Consider the following 16,125-nt stretch of genomic DNA (forward strand, 5'->3'; position numbering starts at 1 on the left):
TGTCTCGCAGCCCTCCTCGTCCACTATCCATTTCAACGAGTTAGAGGGACGACATTTTGCGGTACTCCCCCAGCCTTGGGCTTCCTACATCGAGTTGTGGTGGCGGATGGTCCGGTACACCTCAATGAGTTGGGTGTTGATGGTGCGCAGAGCTGCGGTGCGGGGTTGATTATCGGCGTATCTAAAGCGGACCTAGGGGAGTGTCCATCGAGTAGATATCGCACTCTTGTTTCCTAGGCTGGCCCTCTGATCTCCCGTTGAACTGTTGACGGCATTTAGTTTTCACGCAATGGCCTTTCCTAGCCGTGTGGCATTTCCGTTAGGAGGTGGTGCGTGGGAATTCTGTCTCGGTCGTAAGTAATTTCTTTGTAGCCGTGCGGCTCGGGTTTGCCCTCGCTGTTCAGGTTTACGAACACGATCTCCTCGATGGTGAGGATGCTTCGCCGAGTGATCATGTTTCGGACTTCTGCTCGCATGGTCAGTGAAGTTCGGCCAAACTTAGTTGCCGTCAGACCCATCTCGATGAGGTCGCCCTGGAGGGCTGAGCTGACGAAGTTGATCTCCGAAATATACTTTGTCACCGCCCTGCCGTTGCCCAGTTGGAGGATGGCATAAATTGCTGCCTCCTCGTCAATCCATTTGAGGAGACTGCCACCGAACAACGTGCCGTTGGCGTTCAGGTCTTCTGGACGCACCCACTTTCGGGTGCGGAAGGTTATATCGGTGGGTTCCATGATGAGACCTTACTTCTAGCGGAGATGACTGGATGTTTATGTCCTCCGAGCGTACAAAAGGCGTCTCTTCAACGAGCCCTTACTTGCTGGAGAAACGGCCGGTATGGTTTCCAGCGTCGAGAAGTAGGCTGCCGCAGCCCACAACCGGGGATAATTATCGTAGGCTATCCACCGTTACTGCTGCCAGGGAGCTACCCCAACTGCTCCCCATGTCCGGCCATGGACTGCTTCAAGTGACAGTAGCTCCCGGTAGCAAGGGCACGTCCTGGATTGGGCGGGATGACAGCAGGTCGATTATCGGTGAACCACCGCCGCCGTGGAAGCTGCGGGAGGGATGGCCAGCTGTCGTCGAATATCAGGCCAACTATTTAGCCGGCATCACTTGGCGTCGGCCCATGTGGCAAACAGGTTCAGCTTGTTTCCTGATGGGCCTGTTTGTTCTGTACGGGTCGGGAAATACCTGTCGATGTTTTAGTAGCTACGTAAATAGTTGAGCTCAGCGGCGCCGTGTGCTCATAAGAGGTTTGATTCTGCAAGTCGGATGTTTCCCCTCGGCGGGTAGCACCTTGGGCGCGTACGAGAGTTCTGCGTTTCACGGCAATTCCTTCAGGTGAATAGTGGTATAGGAAAAGACTAGGTCTGTCTGTGAAGGGCGCACCTGTTCGACCAGTACCCAAGCGGTGTGGGATCCTTGTTTTGGCGGCATGATCTCACCTTCGCTCACATACCGAGGTTCTTGAGAGCCAGATTTCGGGCGCCACCATCCACTCGTAGGCGCATGGTGGCCAGTTTCGGCCTCGTAGCCTGGTATGGACGGGTAGCTTGAGGAAACTTTCATGTGCACCTTTTCAGGCGGCCGCAACACTATGGTTGCTTCTTCATTCTTGTGCCGCCGCCGGGGCCGCCTCAACGCACCTTCTGTGGACACGTCGATGTGGCCGATTGTCGCTGCTTTACATACGTTGTTGAACTTCGTATTCCACTGCGAAGATCAACTGAAATGAGAATAGTCTCACTGCCCGTATGCTTTCCAATACTTTTAAGTGGGTTCAGCCATACCGTACCGGCATAAATAATAAGGCGCGTGGTGCCTATACTTGCCCGCTTGTGATCGACCGAAGTGCCGGAAAACAATAGAAGGGTCGATGCACCCAGTCGACGTTCGCCCTTGAGACTCTCCGACGTCCTCAAGTGCCCAGGCGCCGCGATGGCACGGCGTCAGGACTGCGGTGTGTCCGGTTTAGCCCCACGTCAGCAGCGCCATTTGTCGTCCACCATTCGGCATCATGTGCTTTATCCGGGCTTGACTTACGGCGCAGCGATTGCCACCGCAGCTATCACCGTGGCTAAGTTCGCATCCGCAAGAAAGCGACCGCTACGTTTGTTCGGTCATCGTTACCCAATCCTAGGGGCCGGGCTTAGACTCCCGCCGCGGCCTTCAGCGGGACGGGCACGAGTTCCTGGAGTTCTTCGAGGGAGCAGCCGAAAGTCTCGCGGACGGTGACACCATCAGGCCCTGTGAGGAATACAGCCTTGTCCGTGTATACGCGGGTGACGCAGCCCACACCGGTGAGCGGGTAGGTGCAGGTTTCCACTATCTTGGATGCGCCTTCGCGGGTGAGCAGGGTCATCATGACGAATACGTCCTTGGCGCCGGTGGCCAGGTCCATGGCACCGCCGACGGCGGGAATCGCCCCGGGTGCCCCGGTATGCCAGTTGGCGAGGTCGCCGGTGGCGGAGACCTGGAAGGCGCCCAGGACGCAGATGTCCAGGTGCCCGCCGCGCATGATCGCGAAGGAGTCGGCGTGGTGGAAGTAGGAGGCGCCGGGGAGTTCGGTGACGGGGATCTTGCCGGCGTTGATCAGGTCCCCGTCGATCTCCTCCCCCGTGGCTTCGGGGCCCATGCCGAGCATTCCGTTCTCCGTGTGGAGGGTGATGTTCTGTTCTTCGGTGAGGTAGTTGGAGACCAGGGTGGGCTGGCCGATGCCGAGGTTCACGAAGGATCCGGGGGCGATGTCCCGGGCCACCAGGCGGGCCAGGTCGTCCCGGCCCATGGCCGTCTCGGACGTCTGGAGGGTTGTTGCAAGGCTCATGTCAGGCCGCCTTCTCTGAGGTGCTGCCGGTTACGCGGACGATGCTGTTGACGTAGATTCCGGGGGTGACGATGTTCTCCGGGTCCAGTGCCCCGGTAGGAACGATCTCGGAGACCTGGACGATGGTGTGCTTTGCCGCGGCGGCCATGATCGGTCCAAAGTTGCGGGCAGTCTTGCGGTAGACGAGGTTGCCTTTGCCGTCCGCCTTGAGCGCCTTGATCAGGGCGACGTCGGCGTGGATGGGGGTCTCGAAGACCTGGCCGCGGCCGTCGATGATCCGGGTTTCCTTGCCCTCGGCGAGCATGGTGCCGTACCCGGTAGGGGTGAAGAAGCCGCCGATCCCGGCCCCGGCGGCGCGGATGCGCTCAGCGAGGTTGCCCTGGGGCACCAGTTCCAGTTCGATCTCGCCGGCCTTGTATTTGGCGTCGAAGTGCCAGGAGTCGGACTGCCGCGGGAAGGAGCAGATCATTTTCTTCACCCGGCCTTCCTTGATCAGCAGCGCCAGGCCCTGGTCGCCCTGCCCGGCGTTGTTATTCACCACGGTCAGGTCCGTGGCCCCGCCTTCGAGCAGCGCATCGATGAGCTCGAATGGCTGCCCGGCGTTGCCGAACCCCCCGATCATCACCGTGGAGCCGTCCTTGATCCCGGCGACCGCTTCGCCCACAGTGTCAATGAAGTTCATCATTACTGGCCCTTCCTGGCAGTGACGTTTTCAAGCACGACGGCCAGTCCCTGGCCCACGCCGATGCAGATCGCCGCGACGCCCCAGCGTTCGCCCGAGGCCTGCAGGGACCGGGCGAGGGTGCCGAGGATCCGGGTGCCGGAAGCACCGAGCGGGTGGCCCATCGCGATCGCGCCGCCGTGCCGGTTCACGATGGAAGGGTCAATGCCCCAAGCGCTGATGCAGGCCAGGGACTGGGCGGCGAAGGCCTCGTTAAGTTCGACGGCGGCCACCTGGTCCCAGCCAATCCCTGCCTTCGCGAGGGCCTTGTTTGCCGCCTCCACCGGCGCGAAGCCGAAGTACTGCGGGTCGTTGCCGTGCGCGCCGCGCCCGGCAATGCGGGCCAGCGGCTCAAGCCCCAGCAGCCCTGCGGCGCTTTCGGAACCGATCCAGGCCGCGGAGGCGCCGTCGGACAACGGCGAAGCATTCCCGGCGGTAACCGTGCCGCCGCCGTTGGGACCGCCGACTTCAGCACCTTCAGGCTCATTCCGGAACACCGTCTTCAGCGCAGCGAGCTTCTCCGGTGTGGAACCGGGGCGGATGCCCTCGTCCCGAACCAGGTCGGTGCCGGGAACCGAAGCCACGAGGTTGTCGTAGAACCCCTCATCCCATGCTGCCGCGGACAGGTTGTGCGAGTTTGCCGCGAACTCGTCCTGGGCCAGCCGGGTTACCTTGTACTTCTCGCGCAGCCGCTCGGTCGCCTCACCCAGGCTGATGGTCCATTCCTTGGGCATGGCCTTGTTCACCAGGCGCCAGCCCAGAGTGGTGGACGCCAGCGTCATGTCCCCGGCTGGGTAGGGCTTCTCCGTCTTGGGCAGCACCCACGGGGCACGGGACATCGACTCCGCGCCGCCCACCAGGACCAGGTCGGCGTCTCCGGTGTTGATCTGGCGGGAAGCAATGATGGCAGCGTCCAGCGAGGACCCGCAGAGCCGGTTGACCGTGGTGCCGGGAATGGACACCGGCAGCCCGGCCAGGAGCGTGCCCATCCGGGCGATGTTGCGGTTCTCCTCGCCGGCGCCGTTGGCGTTGCCGAACACCACCTCATCAATCCGCCCGGGGTCCAGCGCCGGGGCGCGCTTCACGGACTCCCTGATCACGTGCGCGGCAAGGTCATCCGGGCGGACTGCGGCGAGCCCGGAGCCGAACTTCCCGAACGGGGTGCGCACGGCGTCGTACACAAAAGCCTGATTCATATGGTGCTCCTTATATTTCTGTCGGGGCGAGGTGCGGTTTCACCGTGTTGGTCGAGGTCGAGTTCACGGAACACTTGAATGTTCCTGCCGCTCATTCGCTTGCTTCCCGTGATTCGGCCCACGAGAGAAGGCTGCGCATCAGCCCGGCGGTGTGGGCGGGGGCCTCGGCGGGGGCCAGGTGCGCCACGCCTTCGAGGGTGACGGCGGTTGCAGTGCCGCCTCCGGCGGTGATGGCGGCCGCCACTTCCCCGGCCATCGACGGCGGGGCTACCCCGTCCAGCGCTCCGGCAATCACCTGGGTGGGGACACGGATGCTGCTAAGTTCCGCGCGGACATCGAAGGCGGCCAGGGCCTCGCAGCAGAACGCGTAGCTAAACCTGTCGGCGTCCCGAAGGGCGTGCAGGAGCCGGCTGCTGATCTCCGGTTCACGGTCCATGAAGCCCGGCGCGAACCAGCGCTGCGCCGACCCTTGGATCATCACGGGGGTGCCCTGGCCGCGGACTGTTTCCGCGCGTTCCAGCCATCCCTCGGGCGTGCCGAGCTTGGCGCCGCTGCACTGAACGGACAGGCTCTTGAGGCGTTCACCGTGTTTGATGGCCAGCTGCAGGCCGGTCGCACCGCCGAGCGAGACACCAGCGTAGTGGAAGGCTTCGCCGGGGGCGATGGAATCCACCAGTTCCACTACTGCATCGGCCAGGGCGGCGACGTCGAAAGTTTCGGTGGCTGCCGGTGAGATGCCGTGGCCGGGCAGGTCCCAGGCCATCACGTCGTAATCGCCAGCCAACAGGGGCGCGGCTCTATCCCAAAGGATGGAGGAAGTGCCCAGCGAGGAACCCACCACCAGCAGGGGGCGATCACCCAGGAGTCGCTGGGGTGAAAGCAGTGTAGCTTTCAGGGCAGGTTTGGCCACTGATGGTTCCCTTCGAGTAAGGGGTGATTAGGACTGGCGCAGGTGAAATCTCTGCGTTGTTGCTGCAGCCGGACTATATTCGGGAGTTCAGCCGAGAAGCGCTGAGCATGAACGTGGGAAAGGGGCCTCAAAGCTAAGTCGCTTTGATCGCGCACTACGTGATTTTCACGGCTGGGAAGCTGGCCCGGACAGGGTTTGTGACGATGTCGGAGCCACTGCCCCTTACCAGGAGGGAAGTGCTGGCACTGGGCCGTCTGCCTCTACATGTTCGGGGTTATTGCGCGCGAGCCACTGAAGCAAGCCCTCTCGGTCGGACGCTACGTGCAGGCTGCCGTCACCGATCACCCACTCATCGCGCTCTTCGGTCACCAGGGTCATTCCTGGCGCGTCTGCGGCTCGAAGCGACCGCACCACTGCTTCCAGGGCGTTTAATAGGGAGTCCGGGTCAGCTTCCTCCAGTGTCCAAGCAGTGTCCAGGTCATGGTGATGCACTACGACCTCAGCAATCCGAAGTGCCACTATGGACGTGGCAGGAATGGCTTTGCCGTTCACCTGCACTTCGAAGGCCGTGAGCTCCCCGCCCAGACGCTGTGCCTGCTCCGCAAAGTTCCGGGCGGACTCCCGTAGTTCTCTAAGGAGTTCATCCCGAGGCAAGGCTGTTAGTGCTGAGATGGCCTGTGAGCGGGCCTCTATTGAGTCGTACAGCTGGCGTTCCTCACCGGAAATAGCCCAATCAATGAGCTTCACCAGTGCGCGGCCGCTCGATGCCACGTGCGCGATGACGTCGGCGCGGGTCCACCCCTCGCACAGCGAGGAGACAGCCAATTCGTCGTCGGACAGAGACGCGACGGTGGCCAGGAACATGTCGGTTTCCCTGCCCAGACGGGACAGGTCCGAGTGCAGGCGGGCGGGGTTGATCATCACGTCAGACTAGCCGCGGGGCCTTAGCTAGGACCACAGTCATGCTGCTCTCTTTCATACCGAGATCATATGGACTGATAAAGCCCGCGTGGAGGCAAGGATGATGCTGCCTCGGCTCTCGCCGATGCTGCAGTTATGACGAATTATTACTCAATAGTCTTTTCTAAGACGATGCAAGTATAAGTAGCCCCCCGGCGGAAGTCCGGGGAGTTACCGCATATGTCCTGAATCCCAGACCTGTCAGTCTGATAGCCCGGCGCAGGCGGCCATGGCTTACACCTGCGCCTCCGCACTCATCCAGAGAGGACTCGGGGACTATGACACAACCGCACGCAGTTATCGCTGAAGATCCAAGAAAAGAGGCGCGCACCGCAAACTGGGTAGCTTTCATCATTTGCACTGCGCTGTTGTTTGACGGCTACGACCTGGTCATTTACGGCACCGTGCTCCCGGGGCTGCTCGCTGACCCTGGCCAGATAGGGTCGTTCGACCCAGCCACAGCGGGCCTACTTGGGTCTTGGGCCCTCATTGGGGTACTTGTGGGCTCGCTGATCTGCGGTGCCATAGGTGACTTTTTCGGCCGGCGCCGATTGATGCTCCTGGGCATCGCATGGTTCTCACTCGGCATGTTCGTCACAGCACTGACCACAAGCGTGCCTGCTTTCGGCGCCATGCGCTTCGTGACCGGGCTCGGCCTGGGCGTGGTCATTGCCACCGCGGGCGCCACCATGGCTGAGTTTGCACCCGCCGGGAAGCGGCAGTTCTACAACGCAATCGTGTATTCGGGAGTCCCGGCAGGCGGCGTCCTCGCTTCCGTCATGGGCATCCTGCTTCATGACAGCATCGGATGGCGCGGACTGTTCATCATCGGTTCCCTGCCGCTCGTTATCCTCCTGCCCATTGCGTGGTTCAAGCTCCCCGAATCGCCGCGCTGGCTGCTGGCGCGGGGCAGGGAACAGGACGCCCTCGCTGCCTCGCAGCGCACCGGCGTCCCCCTCCTTGAGGAGCGGGTGATCCTGGAAGTTGGGGCGGCCCCGCAGAAGTCCGGCTTCGCGGCGGTCTTCTCCCGGCAGTTTGCCGCGGCTTCCATCCTGCTGGGCCTGATGTCCTTCTCCGGCCTCCTGCTGACGTACGGACTCAATACATGGTTGCCCAAAATCATGGAGGGCTACGGCTACGGGCGGACATACGCCCTGTTCTTCCCTCTTGCGCTGAACCTCGGCGCCGTAATGGGAGGACTGCTCGCGTCCCGCCTGGCGGACAAGGGCCATCCCCAGCGAATCATTGCCGCCACGTTCGGACTGGCCACCATCTCGCTGGCACTGATGACCTTCAACTTTCCGTTGCCGATGCTTTTTGCCTTCATCGCCATTGCAGGCGTTGGAACGCTGGGCACCCAGGTGCTGATCTATGGCTTTCAGTCCAACTACTTCACCACAAATGCCCGGGCGGCCGGCGTTGCGTGGTGCGCCAGTGTAGGCCGGCTCGGCGGCGTGCTGGGACCCATCATAGGTGGCTGGCTGGTCGCTGCGGGCATCGGCGGATCCACGGCCTTCTACATTTATGGCCTGGTGGCCCTCGTCGGCGCCGTCGTAACCGTCTTGGTTCCCCATCAGCGCCGGCTGGAGGAAGCTGAGCACAAAGTCGAAGAAATTGCCGGAGGTCGGCGGAAGTCAAGCCTGGCTTCGAACCCACCAAAGTAGCCAAACCTGGGCCACTCATCTCAATTGAGTCATTGGAATGTACTAGTGCGGCCTTTTAGGGCTATTCTTTGAATCAATCTGGATTTGAGGGCAGCGGCCGGCCGGCGGCGCAGAAGGATGAACCATGCTGGAGATCCGGCAGCTCAGCTACTTCATTGCGGTTGCGGAGGAGCGGCATTTCGGCCGGGCGGCCAAGCGCCTGCATATGGCACAACCACCCCTTTCCCAGCAGATCCGACAGCTGGAAGACCAGCTCGGCGTACGGCTTTTCAACCGCACCACGCGCAGGGTGGACCTCACAGCGGCAGGACAACTCCTGCTTGACCGCGGACGGCAAATTGTTAATGACATTGAGACGCTGAAGGCGGACGTTTACCAGGTAGGCAAGGGTGCCACCGGTGTCCTCCGAGTGGGCTTCTCGGGGTCAGCAACCTACGGTGTCATGCCTCAGATCGCTCGCCTTGCCCATGAGATCCTCCCGGGCCTGTCTCTTGTCCTTCACGGCGAAATGCTCACGCCCTCCATGGAGGCAGGGCTGCGCGACGGAACCCTGGACGCAGCTCTGCTGCGACCTCCGGTTGCTTCCCAGGAGATCGACTACCGGGTTGTGGCACAAGAGCCGCTCGTCCTCGCGGTGCCTTCGTTTAGCGCCCTGGCAGAAGACAGGACTGTGGCGATGCATGAACTGCAGGATCAGGATTTCATTGCCTATGCGCCCGAGTCCGTGCTCTACCGCATCACGTCGGACCTATGCCGCAAGGCAGGATTCCAACCCCGCATCACCCAAGTGGTAGGTGAGACCTCCACGATGCTGGCATTCGTCGCGGCAGGGGGCGGCGTTGCGATCATGCCGTCCCGGGTGCGGGCGTTTCAGCTCGATGGCGTCACCTACCGGGAGATTGAAAACGTCCCACCTGTGGAGCTCGCTGTCGCCTGGCTGCACGGAAACCATTCAACCCTGCTGCAGAACTTCCTTGATGTCGTGGCGGCCGCCACGTCGGGACCATCGACGCCCGCGCCACTGCCCGGCCACGTGTCGTTTCCCACTGATGAAAGGCTTTCCCAGCCATGAAAATTACAGCCATTGAGGCTATCCCTTACTCGATCCCCTACCGCCACCCGCTGCATTTCGCCTCCGGATCCGTCCACGAGGCTGACCACGTGCTGGTTCGCCTCCGCACGGACGACGGCGTTGTGGGCCTCGCAGACACCCCGCCGCGCCCGTACACCTATGGCGAGACGCAAAAGTCCATCGTCGCGGTGGTGCAGGACGTGTTCGCTCCGCAACTGATCGGCGTCGACATTTTTGACCGGGAGAAGATCCAGGAGATCCTCTACCGCACCGTCCACAACCAGACCGCAAAGGGTGCCGTGGATATCGCCCTGTGGGACGTCATCGGCAAGACGCTGGGGCAGCCGGTGACCAAGTTGCTGGGCGGCTACACCGACTCGCTGCGGGTCTCCCACATGCTCGGCTTCAAACCCGCCCGGGAACTGCTCGACCTGGCACTGGAGTTCCGCGAAACCTACGGCATCAACACCTTCAAGCTCAAGACCGGCCGGCGCCCCCTCCACCTGGACATCGAGGCGGCCCGCGTGCTGCGCGAGGGCCTCGGCGCGGACGCCGAACTGTATATGGACGCCAACCGGGGCTGGTCCGCAAATGAGGCCGCGGAGGTCCTGCGCCGCACCGCGGACCTCGGCCTGCAGTTCCTCGAGGAGCCGGACGACGCCCGCGAAGTCCTGGGCCGCCGACGGCTGGTTGCCAACTCCCCCATCCCCATCGCCGCGGACGAATCCGCCCCCAACCTCGGCGAAGCCGCCAAGGAAATCCTCAACGGCGGGGCCAACCTGCTGGCGGTCAAGACGGCCCGCTCCGGATTTACCGAGGCGGCCAAGATCGTGGGGATGGCTGAGGGCTTGGGCATCGATGTGTACATCGGCAACCAGATCGACACCCAAGTGGGCACCGTGGCTTCGGTGGTGTTCGGCGCCGCGTTCGCCCACACTGCCAAGCGCGCCGCGGAACTATCCAACTACCTGGACATGACGGACGACCTGCTGGCCGAACCGCTGCAGATCACCGAAGGGCGCATCCGCGTCCCCGAAGGCCCCGGCGTGGGCACCAGCGTCAACGAGGAAAAGCTCGAACGCTACCGCAGCGACCGCTAAGCCACCCCTTCCACGAAAGGAAAACCAGTGAAGTACCTGGTCCATATGGACGTCAAACTGCCCGCAGACCTGCCCGCATCCGAGACGGCTGAGATCAAGGCCAAGGAGAAAAGCTACTCGCAGGAGCTGCAGCGCTCAGGCAAATGGCCGGAAATCTGGCGCGTGGTGGGTGAATACGCCAACTACTCGATCTTTGATGTGGATTCCAACGACGAACTCCACGACATCCTGCAGAACCTCCCGCTGTTCCCGTACATGGAGATCTCGGTGGTGCCGCTGGCCAAGCACCCCTCGGACGTGAAGTAGGAAGCGCCGAGCTGTTCCGGGTCAGTTCCTGGCCCGGAACGCGGCAGCGAGCTCGCTGCGGGACCGGATGCCCATCTTCCGGTAGAGCCGCGTCAGATGGTACTGCACCGTTTTCTCGGCCAGGAAGAGGGTACGGGCTGCCTCTTTATTGGTGGCCCCTGCCGCTACCAGCTCGGCCACCGCCTGCTCCTGGGCCGTGAGCTGGACGTTCTGCTCGCTGGCGGCACTGAGGACGGGGTCGGCCGGGTCGGGCAGGTGCCCGACGTCGAGACCGGTCGCCTTGAGCTCCCTGTCGCACCGTTCCACATAGGTGGCCGCCCCGAGGGAGTCGTAAAGGTCGCGGGCCGCACGCAGCACGGAGGACGCCAGCCGCCGCTTGCCGGCCCGGCGCATGCTCTGTCCGAAAGCAAAGCTGATCCGGGCCCGCAGATAGGGCCGGTTCAATCCGCGGAGGTGTCCCAGGGCGGCCTCGAAGTGTTCCCTGGCGGCGTCGGGGTCCCCCTGGGCGGCCAGCAGCCGCCCCCTCGCCCACGCCATCCTTGCCAGATCAGAGGGAATTTCCCGCTCGCGCCGCACGCCCTCGAAGGCCGTGAGAAAGGAATCGGCAGTGTCGAGTTGGTCCGTCATCACGAGCGCGTTGACGTATGTATCCTGCCACGGCCAGAAAGACACGCGGTTTTCCGTCCACGGGTCCAGTTCCGTGAGCGGCTGCAGCACGGCCAAAGCGCTTTCATAATCCGCCCTTGCCTCGTGGAAGCGGGCCCGCGCCAGGCTTGCCGGGACCTGCATGGCGCGGTAGGTCCCCGGCTGCACTGCCGCCTGCGAGACGTAGTAGCGCGCCCGGTCCCAGTCGCCCCGCATGGACCAGAGCTCAGCGGCGGTCCAGTACAGCAGGGGGCGTATCAGCGGCATCCGTGATGTCTCCAGGCGCACGCTGGCCCGAGCGATAGTGGCCGCGGCCGAATCCCAGTTCCCGAGAACGAAGTGCGTGCGGGCCAGCCACGCCTCGGCCCACAGGGAAATCCGGAGCGATCCGCCGCGGTACTCGGTGGGGGCAGCGGATTCGAAGTTCACCAGTGCCGACTCCGCGTTGTCCAGGCGCAACGCCAACCAGCCCGCACCCATCTGAACCCGCTGCTTTTGGGCGTTCTCGGCAGCATGTGCAAAAGCCCGCTGGTAGGATGCTTCAGCCTCTCCGATGCGGCCACAGGCATACAGGCCCAGCCCGTAGATGGCTTCTGACTCTATGTGCGCGGGAGTACCCGGCTGCGTGAGCGCCATGGCGCGCTCAGCCCAGCCGGTAATCAGCGGGCCATTCCATGATGCCACTCCGTGGAGGACAAGACGTTGGGCCACCTGCGCGGCTGCTGCAGGTTCACGTTGAGGGTTGCTGGTACGCCAGGCCATTTCCAGCTGGGTCTGCGCACTGTCATTTTGGCCGGACACCGTCGACAAATATCCCAGCACGGAAGAACGGAGCGGCGAGGACGGCAGGGCTTCCACCGCCGCAGCCCACATCTGCGCTTGGGCGACGTTGCCGGACCCAACGAGGGCATCGACGGCCCGGAGGAGCCGGTCATTCCGGGAGCGGAGATCCAGCGAGAGCCGGGACGCAGAGAACAGGGCAGTTGCAACGTCCTGCCACACCCCGGCCGCGGCCTGTCGGCGTGCGAAGGCCTCCAGCTCCACGGCCAGGGACTCATCCGCAACGGGGGTCGCCGAGACCCGGTGGCCCAACCGTTCGCCCTCGAGTTCGACGGCTTCAGCGGCCAGTCGATGGAGTGCGATGCGGCGGCTGGGAACAATTTGTTCGTAGATTGCTTCCATCGATCCGGGTTGCACGAATATTACGGAGGAACGCGCCTGGTCAAGGGACAGTTCCAGCAACCCGGCGCGGTGACCCTCGTCAAGGACTTCCATGATGGATGCCACCCCGCTGACTTGGGAAACCTCCGCCAGACCTGCGCTTGTTCCCAGCACGGATGCGGCCTCCGCGACCGATACCAGCCCGGCGGATGCGGTATTCAGGATGCTGCGCACCCTGGCCCGTACCCGGGAGGTCGGGGGCAGGGATGGAAACCATGACAGCCAGGTTTCAGCCGGCAGCTCGCGCAGCAGTTCCACGATGGGTTCCGGGAGGCCTCCGGTGTGCTGGACCAGGCCGTGAGCTGCCGTGATACTAAGGTCCATGCCGAGCAGGCGCCGGGCGACTTCCTGTACCTGTTGAGGGGTAAGCGGCTCCAGGGGGATGCGCACGACCTGGTGGCCGGTGAGGAAGTCGAGAACTCCGGCGGGGATGCGCGAAGCGTCAGCAGGGTTGAGGGTCAGCAGGAACAGGATGCGCTTACCATGCAGTCTGCGCATGACGAAGGTGAGGATGCGCAGGCTTTCCACATCAAGTTTGTGGACGTCGTCGACCGCGACAACCACGCTCCCATGGGACTGGAGACCCTCCAAGTGTGTGCTGAGCGTTGAGGCGTAGTTGAGGACCTGGTCCCCGCTCAGGGCAGCGACTGGCGTAGCTGGAAGGTGCGGGCCGCCGTCGTACGCCTTTGCCGAGCGCAGCGGCGGAGTGAGCATGAGCTGGGAGTACCCAGCGAGGGCGAACTGAGCTTCCCACTCATCTCCCATGGCGGACAGTACCTGGATTCCACGTGCCACAGTCTGGCAGTGCTCCAAAAAGGAATTCAGCACGGCGGTCTTTCCGGACCCCGAGGGGCCGGTTAGCACTACTGTGCCGACGTTGCCTTTGCGGACGGTGCGGAGGGTTTCGAGCAGTTCCTCGAAAACCCGGATCCTGCCCACCAGCGGCGAGTCCTCCGCCATGTCGCCCTGGATGGAGGACCCCGCTGTCATGCTCGCAAGTCTACCGGGGGCCGCTTGCCCCTTGGCGCGGGCATCCAAAGAGCGTCCTATCCCAGGTCCCCGCCAGCGACGGGCAGAATGCTGCCGGTCAGGTATGACGCTTCATCTGACGCGAGGAAGACGATGGGCGCCGCCTGTTCGTCCAGGGTGCCGTAGCGCTTCATAAAGGAGGACTGTACGGTCTGGTCGACGATCACCTGGTACCAGGCCTTCTCCGTGTCGGATTCGGCGTCCGGCCCCCGCTTGATCTGGCGGGGAGGCGCCTCGGTACCGCCCGGGGCGGTCGCGACCACCCGGATGCCGCGCCCGGCGACCTCCATGGCCAACGCTTGGGTCAAGGCATTGACGCCGCCTTTCGCTGCCGCATACGGCACGCGGTGCAGCCCGCGGGTGGCCACCGAGGAAACGTTGACGATCGTGCCCGATTCCTGCTCCAACATTGTTGGCAGCACGGCCCGGCAACTCCAGAGGGTGGGAAAGAGCGAGCGGCGGATTTCCTTCTCGATCTTTTCTTCGTCGTATTCTTCGTAGGGGCGGGCCCAGATGGTGCCCCCGACGTTGTTTACCAGCACGTCCACCCGCCCGTGGGCGGCGACCGCCGCCTTCACAGCCTGCCGCGCTCCAGCGAAGGTCTCAAGGTCAGCGGTCACGGACGTGGCCGAGCCACCGGAACCGGAAGCACGCGCGGCCTCATCGATACCGCGTGCCACGTCGTGCACGAGCTCCGCCCGGTCGACAAGGACGACGGCTCCGCCCTCGGCACTGATCCGTTGGGCCACCTTCTGGCCGATGCCCTGCGCGGCTCCTGTCACTACGGCTACCTTGCCGGAGTATCGGCCTGGTGTAAGGAACTGGCCTGCATATGGTGCTGCCATTAGTGGGCGGCCTTAGCGTCGATCGCACCGGCCATGGTTTCCTTCGCGTCATGTGCATGGGCGGCGATGACCTCACGTACGCGCGCCCTGTCCTGGCGCTCGAAGGCGTCGACGATGTCAAGGTGGTCTCTTGTGACCCGCTCGAAGATTCGGGTTCCCTTTTCCAGTGCCGCGGCCATCTGGGCGTGGACATCGAGCCGTCGGTAGGACTCCAGCAGCATGGGGTTGTCACAAATCATGAAGAGGTATTCGTGGAACTCCTCATTGGTGCGCGCAAACTCCTCCGGTTCCTTGACGGTCCCTCCATCGATTGAGCGTGTTGTGGCCTCCGCCAGCCGCCGGAACTGGCGCAGCTGCTCCTCGGTGAGCCGGCCCAGCATGAGTTCGCTCACGGCAAGCTCCAGACCCATGCGGGCGTCCAGTTGGGCGAAGCTGTCCTCCTTGCGGAAATCCAGGCGGCCGGTCTCCAGTGAAGAGATGGCTTCGCCGCGGCTCATCGTGTCGCCCTCAGTCTCGATCTTCTGCGCCGGTGCTGGTGCGCCCGTTTCGGCATCACCGCCGGTGGTCTCCTTCGGGGCGAACCGTTCGAAGTAGAAGTTGGCAGGCTTGAGACCTTCGGCGTCCAGCCACTTAGAGACAGCATTGACCATGGGGGGCGGGCCGCACAGGTAGATGTCGACATCGCCGTCGTTGAGGTGAGCGGGCTCGATGATTTGCGTGACATAGCCTGTGTGGGGGGCGGAGGTGCCAGGTTCGGAGGCAATATAGTCCCAGGTGAAGCCCGGCAGCTTCGCCTCGTACTCCCGCAGCCAGTCCAGGCCGATGATATCCGCCTCACGGGTCAGCCCGTAAATAAGATGGACCGGCATGGCAGGTGGGTGGTCCGAGAGTTTCTCGAGGATCGACAGCAGCGGGGCCAGGCCGGTGCCACCGGCCAGGAGCAGCAGCGGGCGCTTGGGCTCGCGCAGGAAGAATGAGCCGTAAGGGCCAGTGAATTCGATGGTGTCGCCCACTGCCGCCCTGTCGCGCAGGTACTCGGACATTGCGCCTTGCGGCGTCACCCGCACCATGAAGGACGTGTCCTGGACCTCGGGGCCGCTGCTGAAGGAATAGGAGCGCTCGGCGTCGGTTCCGGGGACCTTGAGGTTGACGTATTGGCCCGGAAGGAAGGCCAGCGCATCGCGGTTCCGCACCTCGAGGGTGAAGGAAACTGTGCTGTCCGAGTGTTTGTTGAGTTCCTTCATTGTTGAAGTGAAGGTGGTGGCGGCCGTTTTGGCGGATTCGGAAGTAGCAGGGATCTGGATGGCCAGGTCTGACTCCGGCACAGCCTGGCACGTCAGCATGTACCCCTTTTCGAGCTCCTCCTCGGTCATCGCGTCGTCAATGTAGTCCCCTGGGTCAAAGGAACCCGAATCGCAGAAGGCCTTGCAGGTGCCGCAGGCACCGTCACGGCAATCTGATGGAATGTTGATGCGTGCCTTATACGCGGCGTCCATGACGGTCTCGTAGTCGCCGACTTTGATGACTTTGGTGACACCGTCCTCGAAGCTGAGGGCTACCTGGTGGCCCATAATTTCCTCCTGAGTGGGTGGGCGCGTCCTAGCGACCCGGGAAAAGTTCTGGTGTGCC

At 63.2% G+C, this 16,125-nt stretch carries 13 protein-coding genes; 4 read left to right on the forward strand and 9 right to left on the reverse strand.

What is annotated here, in order from left to right; genetic code table 11:
• Positions 1-299: 299 nt before the first annotated feature.
• From ACLH0K_RS15535 to ACLH0K_RS15560, 6 genes are all read right to left on the reverse strand, one after another.
• Positions 300-734, reverse strand: a complete 435-nt coding sequence (locus tag ACLH0K_RS15535) for an acyl-CoA thioesterase (protein WP_411374441.1) — start codon at positions 732-734, stop codon at positions 300-302.
• Between the two features lie 1,418 nt (positions 735-2,152).
• Positions 2,153-2,827 (reverse strand): 3-oxoacid CoA-transferase subunit B, encoded by a 675-nt coding sequence (locus ACLH0K_RS15540; protein WP_411374442.1) that lies wholly within the window; start codon positions 2,825-2,827, stop codon positions 2,153-2,155.
• A 1-nt stretch (position 2,828) separates the two neighbouring features.
• Positions 2,829-3,512 (reverse strand): 3-oxoacid CoA-transferase subunit A, encoded by a 684-nt coding sequence (locus ACLH0K_RS15545; protein ID WP_411374443.1) that lies wholly within the window; start codon positions 3,510-3,512, stop codon positions 2,829-2,831.
• Positions 3,512-4,744, reverse strand: coding sequence for a thiolase family protein (locus tag ACLH0K_RS15550; protein WP_411374444.1), 1,233 nt, complete (start codon positions 4,742-4,744; stop codon positions 3,512-3,514). The genes ACLH0K_RS15545 and ACLH0K_RS15550 overlap by 1 nt, the downstream gene beginning before the upstream one ends.
• Positions 4,745-4,835: 91 nt before the next feature.
• Positions 4,836-5,654 (reverse strand): alpha/beta fold hydrolase, encoded by an 819-nt coding sequence (locus tag ACLH0K_RS15555; RefSeq protein WP_411374445.1) that lies wholly within the window; start codon positions 5,652-5,654, stop codon positions 4,836-4,838.
• Positions 5,655-5,876: 222 nt separating this feature from the next.
• Complete coding sequence (locus tag ACLH0K_RS15560; protein ID WP_411374446.1) at positions 5,877-6,575, reverse strand: maleylpyruvate isomerase family mycothiol-dependent enzyme; 699 nt, start codon at positions 6,573-6,575, stop codon at positions 5,877-5,879.
• 317 nt (positions 6,576-6,892) lie between these two features.
• Here ACLH0K_RS15560 and ACLH0K_RS15565 point away from each other — a divergent pair, with 317 nt between their 5' ends.
• The 4 genes from ACLH0K_RS15565 to catC all read left to right on the forward strand — a co-directional run bounded on the left by ACLH0K_RS15565 (position 6,893) and on the right by catC (position 10,756).
• The gene (locus tag ACLH0K_RS15565; protein WP_411374447.1) at positions 6,893-8,278 is read left to right on the forward strand and encodes an MFS transporter; all 1,386 of its coding nucleotides are present in this window, start codon (positions 6,893-6,895) and stop codon (positions 8,276-8,278) included.
• A gap of 127 nt (positions 8,279-8,405) precedes the next feature.
• On the forward strand, positions 8,406-9,350 hold the full coding sequence (locus ACLH0K_RS15570) for a LysR substrate-binding domain-containing protein (protein WP_411376496.1): 945 nt from the start codon (positions 8,406-8,408) through the stop codon (positions 9,348-9,350).
• The gene (locus ACLH0K_RS15575; protein WP_411374448.1) at positions 9,347-10,450 is read left to right on the forward strand and encodes a mandelate racemase/muconate lactonizing enzyme family protein; all 1,104 of its coding nucleotides are present in this window, start codon (positions 9,347-9,349) and stop codon (positions 10,448-10,450) included. Before ACLH0K_RS15570 ends, ACLH0K_RS15575 begins: the two co-directional genes overlap by 4 nt.
• A 45-nt stretch (positions 10,451-10,495) precedes the next feature.
• Positions 10,496-10,756, forward strand: a complete 261-nt coding sequence (gene catC, locus ACLH0K_RS15580; protein ID WP_411376497.1) for a muconolactone Delta-isomerase — start codon at positions 10,496-10,498, stop codon at positions 10,754-10,756.
• 21 nt (positions 10,757-10,777) lie between these two features.
• Here catC and ACLH0K_RS15585 read toward each other — a convergent pair whose 3' ends face one another.
• The 3 genes from ACLH0K_RS15585 to benC all read right to left on the reverse strand — a co-directional run bounded on the left by ACLH0K_RS15585 (position 10,778) and on the right by benC (position 16,067).
• Positions 10,778-13,612 (reverse strand): ATP-binding protein, encoded by a 2,835-nt coding sequence (locus ACLH0K_RS15585; protein ID WP_411374449.1) that lies wholly within the window; start codon positions 13,610-13,612, stop codon positions 10,778-10,780.
• 56 nt (positions 13,613-13,668) lie between these two features.
• Positions 13,669-14,433 (reverse strand): 1,6-dihydroxycyclohexa-2,4-diene-1-carboxylate dehydrogenase, encoded by a 765-nt coding sequence (locus ACLH0K_RS15590; RefSeq protein WP_411374450.1) that lies wholly within the window; start codon positions 14,431-14,433, stop codon positions 13,669-13,671.
• Between the two features lie 62 nt (positions 14,434-14,495).
• Positions 14,496-16,067 carry a benzoate 1,2-dioxygenase electron transfer component BenC gene (gene benC, locus ACLH0K_RS15595; RefSeq protein ID WP_411374451.1) on the reverse strand — a complete coding sequence of 524 codons (1,572 nt, stop codon included), beginning with the start codon at positions 16,065-16,067 and terminating at the stop codon, positions 14,496-14,498.
• Positions 16,068-16,125 lie beyond the last annotated feature (58 nt).

This window comes from Arthrobacter sp. MPF02, assembly GCF_046605375.1.
In the GTDB taxonomy this organism is placed as follows: Bacteria; Actinomycetota; Actinomycetes; order Actinomycetales; family Micrococcaceae; genus Arthrobacter.